The organism is Hydrogenophaga sp. 2FB (assembly GCF_005503365.1).
Classification (GTDB): Bacteria; Pseudomonadota; Gammaproteobacteria; order Burkholderiales; family Burkholderiaceae_C; genus Hydrogenophaga.
Genome location: NZ_SCML01000002.1, coordinates 193674 through 212389 on the forward strand (window position 1 = coordinate 193674; position 18716 = coordinate 212389).

The window sequence follows — 18716 nt, forward strand, 5'->3', positions numbered from 1 at the left end:
GGCTCGCCATCACTACCGTTGTAACTGCCGTTTCAGCGTTATGGTCTAGGGGCTTTCGGGGCCAGCGCAGCGGCCGAGGATTCGCTGCTTGTGGTGATGGTCGGGACCGCAATGTTCTTTCCCAGGCAGTGCGAGGAGAGCGCACGAGCCGCGGCGATCAGCAGCGTGGGCCCGTGGCAAACCTGAAGCACATCGTCCTGGTGCCGCCAGATCTTCACGCCGAGATCGAGGTCGGCTTTCTCGATGATGTAGCCGAGTTCGATGAGCTTGCTCAGGATGAAATGACCTTGAGCGGCATCACTTGAAGGCCGCCAGCGGCTGCCAGAGCCGCAGACTTCGATGCCGTCGACCACCTTGGCCGGACGAAAAAAGGGTTCATCCAGGCTGTCCGGGTCATAGTAGGCGGTGATCTGGACATCGGCCCATCCAAGTGCGATGGCCGTCGCCCAGTCAAGAGCGGGACCGGTCAATTCATTGGCAGGCAGTTCGATGCTGTTCATGTGAGGCTTCGGGGATAGTGAAAAAATCGGTGAGGTGCTGGTGGATGGAAACGCGAGAGCATGCCTGCGCGTCGAGGGCTGAAGCCCTCAGGGCATACCAAACCCCCTCGAATCGCTTTCGGAAGCCATCAGGGACCGCGTAGACGCCATCGGGGGCATCTAGGTAGCCCACGGGCGCCGCCACGTCGGCGTGACGCCGCAGGGTCCAGTTCTGTGACCTGGTGCCGCCAGGAAGCGACCAGGTGAAGAACAGCGTCGTGCACCGGCCCTGCACCGCATCAATCCGATGCAGCTGACCGGCCCGGCGAAAAACGATCGACCCAGCCTTCCTCTTCACCAGCTTGAGGGCCCCGTCTTGCCCAAGCACCCGCTCATCGTATCCACCGCGAAGCACCAGCGAGATGTAGTGGAAGGGGTGTGAGTGCAGGAAGGGGGTGCGATCAATGTCCAGGATCCTGTGCAGCCGAACCATTACCCTTCCAAGGCCACAAATGCGCCAGCGGTGTAGGTACCCCGGCAGATGCCCGTAAATCGTCAGGAGCATGCTTGAGTCTCCTGAGCGCTCGCCTTCATGTCGTAGGCATCCCACATGCGGATGTTGGCCAGGCGAGCGATGTCCATCACCTGCTGAGGCAGGAGCTTCTCGGCATCACGGTTGGGCTTTGCGCGCCGGTACAGGCTGATGCCATATGGCGTGTCTCCAACCTGCTGCTCTGACACCAGCAGAATGCCACTTGCCTCCGAGGGTAGCGAACCCTCAAGTTCTGGCCGCCAGATGTCTCGGGGCATCACGTAGTAGTGCTTCCAGACCTTGGGTGGCCACGTCAGCTTTTTGTCTGGGGTATCGACTGCCCCCATGGTCCCGTCAGGCCGGAGCGCCCAGTCCTTGGGGCTGGTCTTCCACCACTTGTCCTTCTTCGCGTCCGCCTTGAGGTCAGACCGGCTGATCTTGACCTCGAGGTCGATGATCCTCAGGTCCATGGTGACCACCAGGGCATCGCATTCGTTGCCAGTCCAGCGGCACCGGTCAACCATGACCAGGGCATTCCTGTTGAAGGTTTGACGGGCGACCGAGCGGACAATCTGGCCTTCGCTCCAATTCGTAGAATGTGCTGTCACTCGATGCTCCCGATCACGCCGCCTTCGCCTCGGGTGCGCTGATCGAGATGGCACGGAACATGGCGCACTGCCGGAATACGCCGATGTCGAGAGCTGTCTTTTTCGCAAGGGACACGCGCAACGCAAGGCGCAGAAGCATCTTGATGTCGCGAGGGCGGATGGCCGGAAACGTCTCGATCAGCTCCGCGATCAGTTCTGGCTTGAGGCCGGCGTCGAAATGCTTGGACATGACGCGCCAGATTTCGCCGGCGAGCTCTTTGCTTGGGGCCTCGTACTTGATGATGGCCGCACATCGATTGATGAATGCATCATCAATTTCCGTCGAGTTCGTGGTCATGAAGAGCAAGCCCTCGAAGTATTCGAGGGTTCGCAGGAACTCAGCCACGATGGCACGCTGCTCAATGTCGCTGCCGCGGGTTGCGACGTAGACATCGCACTCATCGATTAGCGTCGTGGCACTCCATCGGCGCGCCCTGGCAAAGATCTCCTGCAGGCTGCGCTGGATTTCTTGCGGCGTGGTGCCCAATGTTCCAGAGTGCACGGCGTACAGCGGGGACTCGATCAGCTCTGCGTACACCTCGGCGGTCAGCGTTTTCCCAACGCCAGGCTCTCCCGTGCACAGGATCACATTCCCGGCACTCTTGCCCTCAACGAAGTCACCGACGAAGGCATCGATGTCCGTGGTCATCACGTCGAGCAGATCGCGGTGGGTGTCCGGCAGAACGAGCTTGTCGCGCAAGTTCTTGTCGTAGACGTAGGGCTCCATGTTGTCAGCGTGGACCCACATGAAGTCATGGCTTTTCAGGTCGAAAACACGAACAACAGCGTGCTCGGGGATGCTGCCGATCCCATTGAAAGACTCGACGTCATCGAGAAACGGCGATTCGATGCTCGCGTGAAGAGCGCCGTACAGATCGTCGGAGAGATCGTGGATGACCCGTCGACCGTTGATGGAGTCCCCTTTGTTGCGTCCATCGTACCGATCAAATGCAAAGGCCTTGCCCTTGGTTCGGAACTGCTTGGCGAAGCCTGGACGAACCAGATCGCCGAAGCGGGTCATGGATTCCTGATACTCATTCTTGAGCTCTTCGGTTTCCTTGTACAGACCGGCGGCCGCAAGAATGTCAGGAAGACGTCTCCTCACCACGCTGGCCGGGAAGAAGGAAAAGCTCCGGCCGCGAGCGCCGACACCCGCTTCGTTGCGTGAAGAGTCCTGGCCATAGGCCATGGTCGAAATCAGCACGCGCGGGTTCTTTTCTCGGCGATATTCGCTCTCGTTGAAAGTGACCGACACAATCAACTCTGGCAGCATCGATCCGTCTTCGCCCTCGACATAGATCCAGCCGTCGATCAAGGCCGACTGGAGGTAGGAGATGAGTGCGGAATGGAAGGCGGAAAAGTTCGGGATCGGGTGCCTGAAGTCTCCCGTGCGCGCAGAGACGATTACCGCTACCGCGCGCGCAAGCTTGTTGTCCTTGGATTCATCGGATGCCAGTGCGAGGTCTGCCAGGACGTCATCAGTCAGATCTGACGCGGGAATCACCACCTCACGATCCGAGTCCTGAAAGCGATCGAGGCGTTCACGATGCTCTTTGAGGGCCTCGGACTTGGTGATCCTGAGGGTTTTGGCAGATACGATGAGGCTCACGAGGCATTCCTGTTCTGTGGTGTTCGATCTGGCTTGGTGATTACGCCTGGGCCACAGCTGCCGCCGGCGCCCGGCGAATCAGGTAGACGCCACCACAAGGGCTCTCCACCTTCATGCCACGGCGTCGTGCGGCCTCAACGCTCGCCGGCATGAACGGCTTGTAGCGTCCGGTTTCGACTCGGATGTGATCGCGATCGGCCGGCAAATTGGCAAGAAGTTCTTCAATGTGCGTGATGGTCAGATGGGCCATGGTGTGTCCTTAAACGGTATATCTCTTACACATAAAAGATACCCGATCAAGGACTTCAAAACCACTCGACCCCTCTATCGCATTCGAGGTGAGCGTGCGCGGGGAACATCGACCACTGGATCGGCAACCAGATCGTCTCCATTGCCGTCGACGTCTGCATCCACATCGTCACCCTCGACCGGAATTTCGCTGGGACGCGCCAGATCGGCCCAGGTGGCGGGCACGGGATCAACGGCGCCCTCCAATGCGTTGTCGCGGTCATAGATCCGGACCTCGACACCTTGATCGGCGATGTAGTCGGCGACCCCTCCGGAGACCGTGATCAACACCCGTGGAGCGGCTGCAACCTGGGTGGAGCTCGCCCCAGCCGCCATGGCGCCGGTCAGTTGGCTGAACGCTGCGGCCGCGGCGGGGATGCTGGCGCATGCCGCCCGGATCTGGGCGAGGGAAATTCGCTGGCCGTCCGGCAAGTGTGCGATGTCGTTGGTGATGCTGAGGTTCATTCGTGGGACTTTCGAGCTGGGGGGAAGGTGTGTCAGAAAAGGGTGTGCTGGGCTTGGGCAGGCCTGGCGCAATCGAGCTTTCGCCCCGTGCGGTCTTCGTAGGCCGCGGCCGCCTCCTCGGGCGTGCAGAGGTTGCCGTGCTGCTTTCGATGCCAGTTCATGAGTGCCGCCTGCCGCAAGGTGATGGGGACTGCGCCCAGGCTGATGGCGCGCTTCTTCATGGACTGGCAGATGTCGTAGTGGCTGCCCGACGTCTTCTCGGGGCTTTGCCAGTGTCTGCGGGCCACACCAATGGCTTGAGCCATTTTGTGAAGCTCTTCGTCGGTGGATGCCAGCATGTGCGACATCTTCATGCCGCGAAAATCCGCCTGCATGTCGTCAACGTATACGGTCATGACGGGCTCTCAGAATGGGCAGTCCGCCAGTTCGCCCAATTCGGCCTCGACGCGGATGGCCAGGGCCGGCTTTCGCCGCTCCGTTGAAAACGTCGCGTCCAACATCAACTCGATGGCGATTTCATGCAAGACTTCGTGCGACTCGCCGCGGCGTGCTGCTTCGTGGTACACAGACGCTTGACTCTTGTGGCAGTACCGTGAGCACGGCCGATGAGCATACGGATACCCGCCACATCCGCATTTGCGGTGGCCACTGGATTTGAGGTGCTGGGTGAAAAGACCGTAGTCCTTGCGACGGGTGCGGCAATCCGGGCATCTGAACATCATCTCTACGCTCCAAAATGGACGCCGCAAGCGTGCTGGCGATGCGTAAAGGATATCCTAAACACCTATTTCAGCAAACTCACCGGGTTTCCGCCCATCCACGCCCACCGTAAATGGGACTCAAGACTTGCCAGATGGATTCATGCGAGCCGCCGCTGGCGTGCTGGCCGAACGCATTTGAAATGAGTTTTTAGACCTCTGGAACACCCGTTCAAACTCGGCCCTGCTGAGCTGGCTGAGTTGGAAAACGTTCATCTCGACCAACTCTCGAAAAATGGTCATTTCCTCGGGTGTCGGTGTCTGGTGAAGCCAGTCGCCCGTGATGCTGCAGCGATCGAAGAGTCCTTCAATCGCCGTGGACGCTGCCTTGAACACATGGCCGAGGCCCTTGACAATGCCAATGAGCTCAATTTGAGAGGACACCACACAAGCAAAGCGCAGATCGTGCAGGCTCTGCTCAGATAAAGCTGGATCGCCCAAGCCAGCAAGAGCACGGTCGAGAATGAGTTGGAAAGAGGTGATCGTGGACTCAGGAATTCTTGAGGCCCTTCCGACAGCAATGCCCATGGTGGGAACAAGCTGTTCTGACTTGGTGGTCCTACTGGCGCCAGCGAGATTTAACGCCGAGGCAGGGTGCACGCCTCGCGGGAGATGCCTTCTGGGCATCGAGGTCAAGAGTCGCGCGGCACGCGAACGATTTTTTGACATGGCCGTGGATCAGGGCTGCAACGAAGAGTCGATGGCGGCACGATTAGATGATCGCTTGGCCGGGTGTACAGGCGTCACATGCAAGGCAATGTGGTGCACGCGTTGTGCTGCGATGCGGCCCATCGAAACGGTGTTGAAACCCTCGGAGCTCCAGCCTTGCTGCCACTCGTAGATTCCAGAGGCGACGCTGCCGTTGTCCAGCGCAAGCCAGAAAACCTGATCAGCCAATGTCCCGTCGCCGCGAGGCTTCGCCGATTTTGCCAGCTGCGCTTCGACGCCAGGTTTGTAAGGCACCCAGGAAATCTCAGCCTCTTCAAGCTGAAGCTTGGTGCTCGCCAACTCCGACCTCAATGACTGAATCGTCTCCATGGGAATCTCGTCGAGTCCAAAATTGGCCTGGATTTCAGGCAGCATCGACCCATCAAAGCGCCCAGCGGCCAGCGCCTCAAGGCACTCAACGGCACGCGACTTGCTGATTTCGAACTCTTGCAGAGCCGAGAGAATTTGGTGAATGCCGCTCATGGCATGGCTCCCTTCGTGTTGCTTGAAGTCGGTCAGTGCAGCGCCTGCTCCAGGCGGCCGAGCTTGGTCAGAACGCCATTGGCGTAACGTTTCTCGGGATCGGCGCGGTTTCCGTTGTAGCGCTGAAGAGCCGCCGGCAGATCACCGCGATCGCGCTGCAGATACTCCTTGAGGATCCAAGCACCAACACGCACATTTTCTTCGACTGAAGTGATGCGCACATTGCCCTGTTCGTCGCGCGGCATCTTCTCAAGATGCCATCGGCCGGCGACCTGCATGGGCCCATGTGCGGCCAGCGGGTTGATGGCGTTCTGGCCATCCTTGTCACGCAACCAGGCGTGGGCATTCCCAAAGTTGCGGAAGGAAGATTCCTGGGCGATGACGGCTAACACGAGCAGCGGGTCCAGAGAGTGCTCGGCTGCGGCCTTGAACGATTTGCGCACAAGGTTCGCTGACTGGTCCAAGGGGATGCGCCAATCCTCGGAAATGAGGCCTGCGAGGCTGTAGACCAGGTTCTCATTCAACTGGGCGGCAGCGACAGGGCCGGTGACCTCGGCGCGCTTTGAGGTGGCACCCGAATTCTGCTCAGACGCAGGGGAAACGCCACCAGACGCAAACCAGGCAAGTGCCAGCGTAAACACGGCAATGTGAAGCGCTGCTGCAGAGGAGATGCTCGTTCTCATTTTCATGAGTACAAGATACCCAATCGGTCCATCTTCGCCAACTTTTCGGGTGCGACCGAGTTCGTCAACGCCGCGGCCGTGGCCGCTTGATCTCTTCCTGCTTCTCCCTGGACCAGAAGGGTAGCGCGGACAGGTGCAACACCCCGCGTGGCGCGGAGAGCTTCGGGATATCCAAGGCGTCGAGCCACCACGCCCCTTGAAATCCGAGTTCAGGAAAGAGAAGGTCTTCGACAAAGGTGGTGAGCGCCATGTCGAATGCCAGGGCGGGAGGAACCTTGTAGCCAATTCGCTGGTTCAACAATGCCGTAGCGGCGCACCCTTGCCTGAGCTCAATGCGACCATCCTGGTCAAGCACCTCTTCCAGCTCGGCCTCTGCATCCTGAATCGAATGGCCAAGTCCATCTTCTGCCCCAAGATCGAAGGTCATTTCGCGCCTGGCACCATCATCCGCATCGTTCCAGGAAACTGCAGCCAGACGCGAGTCACATAGGTAGCCCCGGAGTTCAGCCCATGATGTGACAACATCCCTGTGGGCTGCCTCAAGCGCATTGACGGCAAGGAATTGGGCTGCAGAGCCAGGGGGCCGAAGCAACCAGGTTGGGGCATCGCCAAGACGCGCGATTTCACGCCAGGCATCCGGGACCTCCGACACCGACAGCCCATTGCCTTCAAGGCTCATGGTGTTGTGTGTCGCCCCCTTTGCGCCTGGATCGAGGCGCCCTACGTGTAGGACGGATTTGGGGACGAAGGCTGGCCAGTGGAGCGGGATCATGCGACCTCCAGCTCGGGAGCTTCAAAATGAGGAGCTGCACAGGCCTGGGAATCCAGGCGAGACTTCAGCGCCTCGATGTCAACCTGGCCATGAAGTCCATTCTCCTGGCGCCACTGTGTGCGGCGCAGGATCTCATCCACCTGTCGAGATTTTCCCTTTGAGACCGAGATGGTCCCGTATGTGAGGTAGGTCATGTACCCATGGGTCCAGTCAGAACTGGTCGCATTGCAATACTTGCCCACCATCTCGCGGCCGAAGAACTCAACGAAGTCCGTCGCACCTTCAAGATCCACGTCGACGCCATCATCGGCTTCGTCATCGATCACGATGTTGCCGCTGGTGAGCACCTTCATCTCCAGGCCGCATGACTCCGCATGCATTTCACGGGCCACGTTTCTCAGGCCGTGCAGCGGGCCACCTTGTTCGGACCATTGGGCGCCGACAAAGAGTCGCCCCAAACGCGGCACATCTGTCTTCGGAAATCGCGCCAGTTTAGGCGGATGCATGCGCAGGCCTTCATCCTCGATCTGAAAGAACAACTTCAACGCCGAAAATGGAGGATGGAACCCGTAAAGCGACCACCTGGCGTCAATCGCGACCAATGACTGGTAGTCGATGATCTGGACGCCGGATTCGATCTGGGCGGTCAGGCAGTAGCCAAGCAGCTCCATGAGCATGTTCGGTGAGTACGTGTCGGCCTGGATGGCCAGCGTTCCGTTCTCATCGATGGTGCGGCCGACAAACTGGCGTCGGCTCCAGTCGTACTGAGTGAGCGAGATGAAATCTCGCACCGCAGACAACGGTCGCATGTAGCCGTAGCGCTCTGGCTCCGTCTCGATCATCGACTCCATGGACTTGTCGTTCTTCATCTTCACGCACGTCCAGCAGCCGGTCCTGGCCGAGCAGCCTGTCGAGCGCTGTGCCAGCTTCATGTCCGCCACGACGACGCAACTCGATCCACCCGCAGACCTGTAGATCTGCATGACATCGGAAAAATCAGAGTAGGAGTCATAGACGCCGGCCGAACACAGCCCAAGGTATTCCCAGACGTCGTCTGTCGACCAGTCCAGAATGGGCGAAGCGCGCAGATGCCCGTGGTCGTTGGTCCAGAGCCCTTCGGCCACCTCGCCTCGCGTTGCGATGCGCCGATCGCGCACGCCGGATTCGCTTTGGCGCACGCCGGTCATGATGACTGGCGCCTTCAAATCAGGACTGTTCCCCAAGGCTTTGAAGGCTTGCTTTACGAGGCGCGTGTTAACGGCGACCTTCCAGTCGGTGCTACATGAACTGCCGTTGTCAGGGAAACTCGGGAGGCCGCGCCCGCCGATGACCCGTGCGGGGAAGGCTGAGTTAAGCGTTGGCTTGCCAACGCGAACGTCCAGATCGATGCCGCGCGCGATGGCATATGCCTTCATTTTCTTGAGTTCATCGATCGCCAGCGCCGATGTTTCTGGATTCTCGACACCGGTGTTGGAGTGCACCATGATGATCGGCGTGACGAATAACCCTTCCTGCAACATTTCTGTAGCAACATCGAGCAGAAGGCTTGCCAGCGCTGAAGAATCCTTGCCACCACTGTATGCGCATACAGTACCGTGACCGTCAAGAATGATCTGACGGATTCGACGTTTTGCAGCGTCGACAGGGGCCTCTTTTGCAACCGGAATGACAGCAGAGTGAACCTGCGTTACGCCGCTGAGCAAGGGCTCGAAGAGTTCGATCTGGTTGAGAGTTGCAGCGTGTTCCATGCTTCGATGTGCAGTCTGTATGGATATAAGATATCCAATAAGCACATCGAAAACCACTCGACAAAACGTTCACATTCCCCGTGGGCGGGTCCTCTTCGGTGGCGGGGGATCGAAGGTGATGAGCTCGGGCGGGACGTTGATCCCATGGTGCTCGCGCATGAGCTCAACGAACTTGGCCCAGTCTTCTGGGCCGGCTGCCTCGTGAGTGCAATGCAGGCACTGGTGCGCACCCTCCATCTGCTGAGTGACCGTGGTGTGAACGTCAAGGCCAAAAACCTTGGAGAACCTGCCCACGGAAGACCCGTCATTGCCATGCACCCAGACGGTTCGTCCGTCCTCGGACACCTGGACCTGGTCATCGGGGTCGAAAAGAGAGTCATCGCTCATCGGAAATCAGGACGCGACGGCTTGCTGCGCATTTTTGCGCATGAACTCGACCAAGTAGAGCGCCCATTTCGATCCGTAGTCGGTGTGACCCGAGGCGCAGGCCTCAAACCGCTCGACATCGGCAATAGAGGGCGCCGACCAACCGTTCGCCATCGCCTGCTCAGTGGCTGCGGAATGAACGGTTGCGCGCTCAAGCTCGATCCAGGTGAGGCCGGGCCTCGACTTGCGTTTGGCCGCCTCATTCTGGAATGCGTCGTAGATGGCCTGTGCGGGGCCGCCGTGGGGTCGGAAAGGGTCATGCATGGCGAATTCTTCAGGAATCTGCTGAGGGGCAGGTGGTTACCTGCAGTCTGCGATTGCCGCGTCATCTTCGGGTACGCCGTTGGCGATCGCCATCTCTTTGTAGCCATCAAAGAGCAGTCGACCGCCGTCGGTCACATCTTCAGCGATTTCGCCTTTCATTCGGCCGAGGCGGACGCGCAAATTGTGGTCGGCGCCTCGAAGCAGGAAGCCGGCGCATGTTGCAGGGCTCTTCACTCCGGACTCGTGACAGGCAAAGCACCGCGTGCTCATGTCAAACGCCGTGGAAGCGGAGTGCCTGAAGGCCTCAGCTGGGAACGTGCCGGCGTTTTCCACAACCCAGGGGCACCCGCCGCAGGGCTTTCGACGGTAGCTGAATGAGCCGCCTTCGAGCGTTACAACCTGGTCTCCAGGACCAGCAGGGCGGATGTCGATGACCTGAATGGGCTTTCGATCGCGCCGGGGCTTTGATGTTGCTGCCATGGTGATATTGGGTCGCGAATGCTGAAGAACCGTCGTCAGCCAATGACTTTGCCGCCGGCGGCAATGATGGCAGCCTTGACGGCGTCCACCAGGTCTTTGGGCACCTCGGCCATCAAGACTGCAGTGGACTGCTCCTTGCGCCAGCGCTTGAAGTAGGTTTCCAGCGACGGCTCGGCGCCGCCCACAACGGGTCCGAAAACCACGCCGCCCTCGATCTTCAGAATGTCCTCGGGCTTGACGTTGGCCAGGTCGATGTCATCGTCCTGCACGCCGTTGACGTAGACAACAGCGTCGTCGTGCCACGTTGAATCGTCGGTGCTTCCGCTGATCCAATACTTCGGGTCCGAGTAGAACTTGGCGAATTCGGTGCCGGTGCAGGTAACGCTCATCTTCAGTCTTTCAGGCGACAGTGGAATTTTGGGCAAGTCGGGCAAGGCGGTCCAGGCCGGCATTGATCTGCTTCAAGGCGCGAGCGCGAAGAACGGGATCTGCCTTCACGAGGGCGGTGACAAGTTCCAGGCACTCGGGCAGACGGATTGCGGCGAAGGCAGGGTCGAGATCCACGAGTGTTCGGGTATTGACCAGGACGTCACAGACCTTGAGGGTCTGACCTCGTGCAGTAGCCTTTTTCAGATGCGCGAGATCCTTTGCCTTGCGCGCTGCGCGGTTTCCATCTTCAGGCTTGCTGACATTGGTCACCTCGGACACCAGAGCGCAGACCTCGATGCCAAAGTCACTCAGGATCTCTTCAATTCGAGTGCCCGTGTCCTCAATCGTATCGTGAAGCCATGTGGCAGCCTTCATGTAGGGCGTGTGCTCAACAGTCTCCAGCTCCAACACCACGGCGCGCAAATGCGCCATGTAGGGCTCGTCCGTGTACTTCATGCGCTGGTTGATGGCGCCGTGTCGCCGCTCGGCGAACATTTCGGCCTCCCACTCAAGAGCGCCTGAAATCGCCATGAACTCGATCTCCATGCGGCCGCGTTTGCGGCGCCCGGCCTGGTCGTTGGCCACCTTGCGACGCCAGGCCGCGCCATCGCGCCCTGTATCCGTGGCGATCCGCATCACGTAGTTCGACAAAAACCGGCCGTTTCGCAGCTCCTCGAGGACAGCAACTTCGCCATCACCAGAGCGGCCAACTTCCTGCACGCGGTAGTCGGCGCCCTGGGGTGACGTCCAGACATCACCTTGGCGAAAACGGTCCGCGTCTTCCAGGATCAGGGGCATGATTGAGCGGTAGGCGTTCACTTGGAGTTCCGTGCTGCGTATGATGTATCTAATAAAAAGGATACACACTCAACGCGCGTTCGCCAACTTTACGGCCGAACACTCCAGTTCGGTGTTCAGCGCCCGGCCATTGCGTTGCGTAGCCTGGTCTGTTGAACTGCTGTCCCATGCTTGAGAACAAAATCCCTCATCGCATCGGAAAGCGGGTACTCGAGGTCGAAGTCGCCGTAGGCCGCGACAAATCGAGTCCAGTACCGTTGCAAGACGCCTGTGCGTCGATATTTTGGCGCGAGCCAGGCCCAATCCAGGGTCCAAGTTCCATCGCGCTGACGGAATGCGCATGCACCCGCAATGGTCGCCGGCTCCCTTGAGTCGGCCAGAAGGTAGCCAACGCCTTCTTCGGTGGTCCTGCCTTTCGCCGGCGGATCGGTCCACTGGGGAAAGTCGAACCCCATCTCACGTTTGAACATCACCGCGCGCTCATACATCTCCTTGTGCGCCCATTTTGGGGACATGTTCGTCACGACGTCCGCCGTGGCTGATGTGGCAAGTCGGTGCGCAAAGGCCGCAAGGGGTTTCGGATCTCTGCAGCGTTGGATGCGGTGGTGGTACGCGCGATGCGCGAGCGAAGACTCGAGGTCCCCAGAAGTTCTCTCGTAGCCGCAGTAATCGCAGGTGATATTGGCGCGAGTCTTCTGCGGCTGGAATTTGGGCCCGCGCACCTCAATTTCGGCGCTGTCGCCGGTTGAACACCACTTGATCCTGTAGCCAGATTGATTTATCAAGGACTCGGTGGCCGACAGAAGATTGGGGGGATCCGTTCTGATTCGCAGCAGATCACGGCCCCGTGTCTTGGCTTCAAAGTACACCAGACACTCGGATTCTGAGAGGCGTCTCTGCGAAACCAGCTTCTTGGCGAGAATGCCGGCCAAAGCGCTGGGATCGACCGTGAAGCCAAGGCCTTGAAGCCGGATCATCATTGCGGCCGCGTCAAGAGCTGAAATGCTCTCCAGCAGCATGGCATCACTGCGATGGCTGCGAGGCTTGGAAGTCGCGAATCGCACGGGCAACCCAAAGGCGGCGCAAGCCTCATTCCAGTGTCGATCGAGGCCGTACAAACGGGGGTCTTCAAACTCCATTCGATCGCCGAATTCCGTCAGCGTAAGCCAACCTTCTTCAACAACGCGATTCGCCCAACTTGGGCTCGCTATAGGCTTGCGCCGCTCTGGAGCCCAAAGAGCGTTCTTGATGGCGTTGAGAAGCTCCAGCGAGGCAATGAAGGTCATGGGCGGGCTCAGTCGTTGTGCCCATGGCGGGCGATGGGTCGTTCCTTTTCTGAGTATTCCATCTTTCCAGAGTCGATCTCCATCTACCCATGGACGCCCATCACCTATGTTGCGCTGGAGAAGATCCGGTTTGCCAGCCCACGATTGCGCTTTGCATCCCACACCAGCGGTGAGAGCATGCTGAAATCAGGCACGTTAGGCACGTAGCGTGCAACGCGCTGCTCGGCACGCCGCTCTTTGGCGTCGTCACCGAAGGGGGATTCACGGCGAACCCGCTCTTCGACCGACTTGTAGAAGGCGCGTTTGAGTGCCGGGTTGACCGCCATGAGGTTGTCGAAGGCCCGATTGAACGAGACCGTGACTTCGCTCTTGTGAGCAAGGAGCGGTTGTCCGCCTTCTTCACGGCGCTGGCGGCGCGTGGGCTTCTTCGTGCGATGGAAGTATTCGGATCTCAACTCATTTCGCTTGAGCCCACCCGGCCGTCTTGCCTCCTGTTGCGTCCATTTCAGCGTGCGTGTGTCATTCAAAGCATTCATGGTGAATACCGTCTGGTTGATAGGCTTCTTCATGCCAAAGAGCCTCCAGGTCGGGCTCATTCGAGCCTCCTCTTGACATGCTCGTGAAGAGTGCAGAAGCCGCGCAAAGGCAGCAGCCTGCTCAGCACTGCCGTAACGACGCACGTACTGAGTCACGGGAACGCGCATGTACACGTAGACCGGTGGAAGATCCTTTCGCCGCTGGTACATGCCCACCGGGATTGCAATGCAACCGCTCGCGTAATAGGTGAGCTTTTTGACCTTCTGAAGCCATTCATTGGTCATGGTGGCGAAGAAGTCCGGATCAATGGAGCTGCCTTCATGCCGAGCAGTCCGGGACGCCGCGAGAAGCTCGCCCTGTGAGGTCGCGGCTTCCATGGCCGCAACGAAGCCAGCCACGTCGCTCGGGCGAACGGGTTCCACGCACTCATTGAGCCAAGGCTGAAGCTCTGGCCAGTCGACGATTACTTCTTCAGCCGCGCTTTGTGCTGCCGCATTGAGCCAAACCAGGGCTTTGGAGGTCGACACCAGGGCCCCGCGCTTTTCCGCGACCGAATGGCGGTACACCCAGCTCCAGCCAATCCCGGTGCCATAGGACTGTCGTTCTTGTTCGGGCACCTCGGTGTACAGCGCAAAGCGTGCCTTTCCGTTGCGAGCGAAGCGAAGCGGTACCTGATTGAGTTTCGCGGCCAGAGCCTGGGCCATCCCCTCCAGGGTGTTTGCCAGCGACCCCTTGGGAAACATCAGGGTCAGGATCTCGTTGACTGACTTGACCTCGGTGAGCTGAGGGGCCGGTGCGCCGCGGCGATCAGCTCGCCAGGTGGCGACCGCCTGGTCAATGGCGTCGTCGGCATTTACCTCGGTCAGGACCTTCGCATCGAGAGCGGACTTGCGAAGGTAGGCGCGCAGTTCTGCCTGGCTCTTCTGGTCATCCTCAAGCACCTGCTCGACACGGCGCAGTGTCCGCAGCCAGGAAAGATCCGAGGTGCGGTGGCGGCGGCTGTACAGGTAGTAGCGGACATCGGCCAGGCGGACCCGGTCAACACAAAGGAACCAGCTGCCTTCGTCCTTTTTGTGGTCTGGGCCATCCAGCCAGGCCGTGGCCATGACTTTGTGGTCAGTATCGTCGACATCGAAATAGGGCACCTGGATGCGGTGGAACCCTTTGGAGACGGTGGCGATGAAAGTTGAAGGCAGGCTCCCTGTATCCAGGCGCATCCTGCGGCGCCCGGAAATGGCGGCCGTCACCGCTCGCATGGAGGCGCCAGGTGCCACGACGATCTGCGAGCCTGAGCGAAGGAAGCTGTTTCGCTCATCAATCCAGTCCATGACCGGCACGACTTTCCCGCTGTCGATCATTCGCCCGCTGTCATCGTCTTCGAGGAACCGGAAATACTGCTGCTGGAAGTCCAGCGACATGAACTTGAGGCCCAATTCGCGAGGGTAGAAGTCGCCAAAGAGCTGCTCGCGGTGATCCAGCCCACACAGGAGGATCAGGAAGCGCTTGTACAGCAGCGCCATGTCATCGAATCGAGCCGATGACTTGGCGAAGCGAACGTCTTTCAGACCGATCTCGGTGCCGTCCAACCCGTTGAAAGGCGTCTTGAGATCACCCCGGGTGGGGAAGAGGCGAGGCGCGGCCTCGTGGGATGGCTCTTGAGAGTAGACGACGTGGATGTTCTCGCCGTCCCTCACCAGCAGAAACACCCGCTGATTCTCCAGCTTGTTCATCAGCCGTTCGTACGGGTTCATCTTCTCGCCGTACCCCACCTCGCGCTCAGTCACCGCCATGGAGACAACACATCGCTGAGTGGGCAGCAACTGATCCTGCAGATCCTTGTTCTTGAGCAGCTGCTCGAAGAACACCGGGCGGCTGCTCCAGTCAAAGCTGTCTTCGACGTGTGCCCACACCGCGAGTTCAGAATCCATGAACCGCTTTCCCTGAACCAGAGTCAGGGGCTCGCTCGTTACGGCCCCTGCGCCGGTGGCAAGAGTCACAACCGTCACCGAGTCGCCGGTGTAGAGCTTCAGGCTCTCGATGCCCTCGGAAAGGGTCTTGACCAGCGTGATCGCTTCACGCGACTTGGCCAGCGCAACCTGGGGCTTTTCCGCGTAGTAGGGAGCGAGCGTCTTCAGGTACTGCCCCATATGCTCGGCGCGCTTGGAGAGCCAGGTCGAAGCCGCCTGCGCAATGGCAATGCGTCTGCCCGCCTCCAGGCTGAGTTCGCGAACGCCATCGGAGGTGATCCCCTCGGAGATCATCACGTCCAGGCGATCGGAAATGGTGGTCTTGCGAACGGCCAAGGGGTTTCCCTTCGCCGCGGAACGCCGGCCAGCACGGCGATGAATGCGCCGGATGTCCTGCGCTCGCTTCTCGGCAGATTGAGAGTCGGCCTGCGCGCGGTTGACTTCGGCCTGTTCGTAGTCCTCCACAGCCTTCTCGGCGGCCTCCCGCACCTCAGGCAATGCCAGCGGGTTGATCTGGGCCTGAGCCATCTCCTCCTGCATCTGAGACACATTGGCCATGATGGCGTTCTGTTCGCCGCGGCGAACATCTTCGGCCTCCTGATCCGAGATCGGATCGAAGTGATCGAGGAAGTCGTGAATCAGGATGGTGTAGCTGTCGCGCGCTCCGTCGCGAGGGTGCTCCAGCAACTCGATGGAGTGGAGTTCATCCTCAAAGTGGTTGAGGCTGAGCAGCAGATGTACATCGCCCACCGGGAATACGACATGGTGGTGCGACCACCGTTTGTCCTGAATCTTGAATTCGGCCCTCACGCGCCAGTAGCAACCAGGCTCCAGAACGTCGTGGCGCTCGACACGCTGTACACCGTCATCGCCTTCGTCGGCATCGAGCACCTCAATCTGGACAGAGCGCCCGGCACCATGGGCATTGGTCGCCTCGACAACGATCAACTCATTGCTTTTTCCGCTGATGTCATCGGGTTGCATGTGGCGGGGGGGAGTGTTGTCGTTCATGTCGAATGATTTTTGCGGTGTAAGTGATACACAAGATACCCAATGTGGGCCGCGAAACCAAACCACCTCTATCCATCGGCGGCATCGCCTTAGCGCAGGCGATCAGACCACCAGCCCCATGGACTTGGCGGTGTCGCGGATCTCCTTGTGGGTGAGACCGACGCCATGGAAGAGGGTGCGAGCGGACCCCGTCTGCGACTGCGAGTCATCTTCAACGTCGCCGAAGCCTCGAAGGCTCATGTCGCGCTCGGCCAGGGTAAATCCATCGTCGACTTGCTCAAGCACCCGCAGCCGCTCCATGGCATCTGCAGGGGTGTTCTTGTTCACGCGAAGGAAAAACGTGCCCTCTCCGCCTTTTCGCGCAAGCCGGCCGCGCAGCTGGTGAAGCTGGGAGAGGCCATAGCGGTCAGGCGACTCGATCAAAAGCGCCTGCAGACTGGGCAGCGTCACCCCGACCTCGATCACCGAGCTCGACACCAGGACGGAGAGCTTCTTGGCATGCATAGCCTTGATGACTTCGGTCTTTTCGTCGCTGGTCATCCGACCGTGGAGAACGCCAACGCGTCCTGGGTACCGCCTTTCCCATTGCTGGGCGGCACCAATGACTGATTCCAGTCCTTCGTTCGATTTCTTGACCGTGCGGCTTCCGCCCTCGCCATCACCACCGTCATCAGACACCAGCGGGTAGATCACGGCCAGTTGGCCGCCGCCGGACACAATGTCATTCTTGATGAAGTCATGAACATCGCCCATGGCTTCATCGTCAACGAGCACGGTTTCAATCTTTTTCTTGACGGGCGACTGGCGCAGGAGAGAGACGTCCATGCCGCCGAAGTTCACCAGGGCAAGCGTCCGAGGAATGGCGGTGGCCGTTGCCTCCAGTAGATTCGTCTTTTTGCCCACCAGCGCCAGTTTCTGGTCGACGCTGAATTTGTGCTGCTCATCCACAATGGCGATGTCAAACACCTTCTTGGCTCGTTTGGCTGCGGAGAGCAGGGCGGTGGTGCCCACGCAGATGCCTTCGCCGATCTTCCCGCCAGCCAGGACCAGACACACGGGCAGACCCGGGAAAAGCTCACCGAACTCGCTCGCGATCTGCTCGGCAACCAGCTGCGACGGCGCCAGGATGGCCACCTCGGCACCAGCTTCATACGCCGCAGCCGCCGGAAGCATGAATGTGATCGATTTGCCCGTGCCCACATCGCCAGAGAGCAGGCGGCGCATTGGGAAGGCGCTGCGCAAGTCGTCAACGATCTCGTTGACCGCCTGACGCTGGTCATCCGTGAGAGGGTAGGGAAGATCCGCGACCAGTCCGGCCAGGAACTTCTTGTCGATGGTCACCGCCGACCCGGCGACTGCCGGCCTGGATTTGGCGGCCACCGCGCGCCGCACCACCGTGTCCAAGGACATCTGACGGGCAATCTGACGCGCGCGCTTGCCTTGGGTGAGCGATTTCGGGCGATGCAATGCGTACAGGAGGCCCTTTGGGTCCAGCACCTTGTACGTCTCCCTGAACTCGCTGTCACGCAGCCCAGCTTGCGCGAGCATGAGGACTGCGGCCTCATCCAGCCGGTGAAGGGCGCGCGCGACGCCGGCGGCAAGTGACTCAGCCGACACCTGGCCGGCCTTGCCTCGGTAGATGGTCGCAATGGTTCCGCGCTGCTCACGGGGAACCGGGCTTACTCGCTGCAGGCAGAGGCGGTCCCGGAAATAGTCCAGCGTGCCGAAAAGATGCAAGGTCTCACCCAGCTCCATCTCTCGGTATGGCCACACATTGCCGAAAACCACCACCCTGACCTCAACACCGGCCAAGTCGGTGCAGGTGATCTCAAGGCGGAAGCAGTTCTGCCAGCTCTTGACGGGCTTGCTGTCGTTGTCGAAGAGGGCCATCGACTGGCTTTTGAGTTCGAAGTAGGCGGTGGCGCCCACGTGCGAATCATTGATCTCAAGGACCGAAGACGTGAAGTCACGGTATTCCTTGGGTGCGCTGAGCAAGCATTCAGCCAGCGTGCTGAATCCGAGCCGCTTGAGTCGGCCGAGTTCATCGCCACGCACATCGGAAGCCTTTGCAGCCCCACGACCCGAGCCACCAGGGCCACCGGCCCGCTTCTGGGGAGGCGCTGCAGCAGGAGCACTGCGCACCTGCGAAGGAGGCGCGGGGGGGGCGGGAGGGGCGGGAGGAGCACCGTCAGCCGAAGCCCCCACAGGCTGGGAGAAAAGGCTCCGGCGGACTGGCGCTGCCGTTTCCATGGCCTCAGGCGGTAGCCGCAGCAGCGGCGCGGTTGATGCCACGCGTCCATTTGCGGACGGGCGTTGCGGGTGCCTGGGAGGCAACGGGGGCCTGGG

At 59.9% G+C, this 18716-nt stretch carries 20 protein-coding genes; all 20 read right to left on the minus strand.

Annotated features, from left to right (window positions below; translation table 11 throughout):
* Window positions 1–38 precede the first annotated feature (38 nt).
* Entirely contained in the window at window positions 39–500 is a 462-nt protein-coding gene (locus FFS09_RS02075) for a DUF2591 family protein (protein WP_137917208.1), read from the minus strand.
* On the minus strand, window positions 472–1044 hold the full coding sequence (locus tag FFS09_RS02080) for a hypothetical protein (RefSeq protein ID WP_137917209.1): 573 nt from the start codon (window positions 1042–1044) through the stop codon (window positions 472–474). The genes FFS09_RS02075 and FFS09_RS02080 overlap by 29 nt, the downstream gene beginning before the upstream one ends.
* Complete coding sequence (locus FFS09_RS02085) at window positions 1035–1619, minus strand: hypothetical protein (RefSeq protein WP_137917210.1); 585 nt, start codon at window positions 1617–1619, stop codon at window positions 1035–1037. Before FFS09_RS02085 ends, FFS09_RS02080 begins: the two co-directional genes overlap by 10 nt.
* 13 nt (window positions 1620–1632) lie before the next feature.
* Window positions 1633–3267 carry an AAA family ATPase gene (locus FFS09_RS02090; RefSeq protein WP_137917211.1) on the minus strand — a complete coding sequence of 545 codons (1635 nt, stop codon included), beginning with the start codon at window positions 3265–3267 and terminating at the stop codon, window positions 1633–1635.
* Window positions 3268–3307: 40 nt separating this feature from the next.
* Entirely contained in the window at window positions 3308–3517 is a 210-nt protein-coding gene (locus FFS09_RS02095) for a hypothetical protein (RefSeq protein WP_137917212.1), read from the minus strand.
* Between the two features lie 74 nt (window positions 3518–3591).
* The gene (locus FFS09_RS02100) at window positions 3592–4020 is read right to left on the minus strand and encodes a hypothetical protein (protein WP_137917213.1); all 429 of its coding nucleotides are present in this window, start codon (window positions 4018–4020) and stop codon (window positions 3592–3594) included.
* Between the two features lie 32 nt (window positions 4021–4052).
* Window positions 4053–4415: a DUF4031 domain-containing protein gene (locus tag FFS09_RS02105; protein ID WP_137917214.1), complete on the minus strand. Its 363-nt coding sequence runs from the start codon at window positions 4413–4415 to the stop codon at window positions 4053–4055.
* 9 nt (window positions 4416–4424) lie between these two features.
* Entirely contained in the window at window positions 4425–4586 is a 162-nt protein-coding gene (locus tag FFS09_RS30845) for a hypothetical protein (RefSeq protein WP_212745036.1), read from the minus strand.
* A 273-nt stretch (window positions 4587–4859) separates the two neighbouring features.
* The gene (locus FFS09_RS02110; protein WP_137917215.1) at window positions 4860–5306 is read right to left on the minus strand and encodes a hypothetical protein; all 447 of its coding nucleotides are present in this window, start codon (window positions 5304–5306) and stop codon (window positions 4860–4862) included.
* 150 nt (window positions 5307–5456) lie between these two features.
* Window positions 5457–5969 carry a hypothetical protein gene (locus FFS09_RS02115; protein WP_137917216.1) on the minus strand — a complete coding sequence of 171 codons (513 nt, stop codon included), beginning with the start codon at window positions 5967–5969 and terminating at the stop codon, window positions 5457–5459.
* A 32-nt stretch (window positions 5970–6001) separates the two neighbouring features.
* On the minus strand, window positions 6002–6658 hold the full coding sequence (locus tag FFS09_RS02120) for a transglycosylase SLT domain-containing protein (protein ID WP_137917217.1): 657 nt from the start codon (window positions 6656–6658) through the stop codon (window positions 6002–6004).
* Between the two features lie 58 nt (window positions 6659–6716).
* Window positions 6717–7331, minus strand: a complete 615-nt coding sequence (locus FFS09_RS02125; RefSeq protein ID WP_137917218.1) for a hypothetical protein — start codon at window positions 7329–7331, stop codon at window positions 6717–6719.
* Window positions 7332–7420: 89 nt separating this feature from the next.
* Entirely contained in the window at window positions 7421–9172 is a 1752-nt protein-coding gene (locus FFS09_RS02130) for a phosphoadenosine phosphosulfate reductase domain-containing protein (RefSeq protein ID WP_137917219.1), read from the minus strand.
* Between the two features lie 393 nt (window positions 9173–9565).
* Window positions 9566–9862: a hypothetical protein gene (locus FFS09_RS31005; protein ID WP_137917221.1), complete on the minus strand. Its 297-nt coding sequence runs from the start codon at window positions 9860–9862 to the stop codon at window positions 9566–9568.
* Between the two features lie 36 nt (window positions 9863–9898).
* A complete protein-coding gene (locus FFS09_RS31010; RefSeq protein ID WP_137917222.1) occupies window positions 9899–10342 on the minus strand; it encodes a DUF6283 family protein in 444 nt (147 codons plus the stop codon).
* Between the two features lie 35 nt (window positions 10343–10377).
* On the minus strand, window positions 10378–10731 hold the full coding sequence (locus tag FFS09_RS02150; protein ID WP_137917223.1) for a hypothetical protein: 354 nt from the start codon (window positions 10729–10731) through the stop codon (window positions 10378–10380).
* A gap of 10 nt (window positions 10732–10741) precedes the next feature.
* Complete coding sequence (locus FFS09_RS02155) at window positions 10742–11569, minus strand: HD domain-containing protein (RefSeq protein WP_212745037.1); 828 nt, start codon at window positions 11567–11569, stop codon at window positions 10742–10744.
* A gap of 116 nt (window positions 11570–11685) precedes the next feature.
* A complete protein-coding gene (locus tag FFS09_RS02160; RefSeq protein WP_137917225.1) occupies window positions 11686–12855 on the minus strand; it encodes a hypothetical protein in 1170 nt (389 codons plus the stop codon).
* A 104-nt stretch (window positions 12856–12959) separates the two neighbouring features.
* On the minus strand, window positions 12960–16370 hold the full coding sequence (locus FFS09_RS02165) for a hypothetical protein (protein ID WP_137917226.1): 3411 nt from the start codon (window positions 16368–16370) through the stop codon (window positions 12960–12962).
* 102 nt (window positions 16371–16472) lie between these two features.
* Entirely contained in the window at window positions 16473–18425 is a 1953-nt protein-coding gene (locus FFS09_RS02170) for a helicase-related protein (RefSeq protein ID WP_252374193.1), read from the minus strand.
* Between the last annotated feature and the right edge of the window lie 291 nt (window positions 18426–18716).

What these genes read in the sequence shown, in the direction of transcription:
- FFS09_RS02075 (WP_137917208.1), bottom strand. Translation starts at nt 500, where the DNA reads ATGAACAGCATCGAACTGCCTGCCAATGAATTGACCGGTCCCGCTCTT.
- FFS09_RS02080 (WP_137917209.1), bottom strand. Translation starts at nt 1,044, where the DNA reads ATGCTCCTGACGATTTACGGGCATCTGCCGGGGTACCTACACCGCTGG.
- FFS09_RS02095 (WP_137917212.1), bottom strand. Translation starts at nt 3,517, where the DNA reads ATGGCCCATCTGACCATCACGCACATTGAAGAACTTCTTGCCAATTTG.
- FFS09_RS02100 (WP_137917213.1), bottom strand. Translation starts at nt 4,020, where the DNA reads ATGAACCTCAGCATCACCAACGACATCGCACACTTGCCGGACGGCCAG.
- FFS09_RS02105 (WP_137917214.1), bottom strand. Translation starts at nt 4,415, where the DNA reads ATGACCGTATACGTTGACGACATGCAGGCGGATTTTCGCGGCATGAAG.
- FFS09_RS02110 (WP_137917215.1), bottom strand. Translation starts at nt 5,306, where the DNA reads ATGGGCATTGCTGTCGGAAGGGCCTCAAGAATTCCTGAGTCCACGATC.
- FFS09_RS02115 (WP_137917216.1), bottom strand. Translation starts at nt 5,969, where the DNA reads ATGAGCGGCATTCACCAAATTCTCTCGGCTCTGCAAGAGTTCGAAATC.
- FFS09_RS02120 (WP_137917217.1), bottom strand. Translation starts at nt 6,658, where the DNA reads ATGAAAATGAGAACGAGCATCTCCTCTGCAGCAGCGCTTCACATTGCC.
- FFS09_RS02125 (WP_137917218.1), bottom strand. Translation starts at nt 7,331, where the DNA reads ATGAGCCTTGAAGGCAATGGGCTGTCGGTGTCGGAGGTCCCGGATGCC.
- FFS09_RS02130 (WP_137917219.1), bottom strand. Translation starts at nt 9,172, where the DNA reads ATGGAACACGCTGCAACTCTCAACCAGATCGAACTCTTCGAGCCCTTG.
- FFS09_RS31005 (WP_137917221.1), bottom strand. Translation starts at nt 9,862, where the DNA reads ATGCATGACCCTTTCCGACCCCACGGCGGCCCCGCACAGGCCATCTAC.
- FFS09_RS31010 (WP_137917222.1), bottom strand. Translation starts at nt 10,342, where the DNA reads ATGGCAGCAACATCAAAGCCCCGGCGCGATCGAAAGCCCATTCAGGTC.
- FFS09_RS02150 (WP_137917223.1), bottom strand. Translation starts at nt 10,731, where the DNA reads ATGAGCGTTACCTGCACCGGCACCGAATTCGCCAAGTTCTACTCGGAC.
- FFS09_RS02155 (WP_212745037.1), bottom strand. Translation starts at nt 11,569, where the DNA reads ATGCCCCTGATCCTGGAAGACGCGGACCGTTTTCGCCAAGGTGATGTC.
- FFS09_RS02160 (WP_137917225.1), bottom strand. Translation starts at nt 12,855, where the DNA reads ATGACCTTCATTGCCTCGCTGGAGCTTCTCAACGCCATCAAGAACGCT.
- FFS09_RS02165 (WP_137917226.1), bottom strand. Translation starts at nt 16,370, where the DNA reads ATGAACGACAACACTCCCCCCCGCCACATGCAACCCGATGACATCAGC.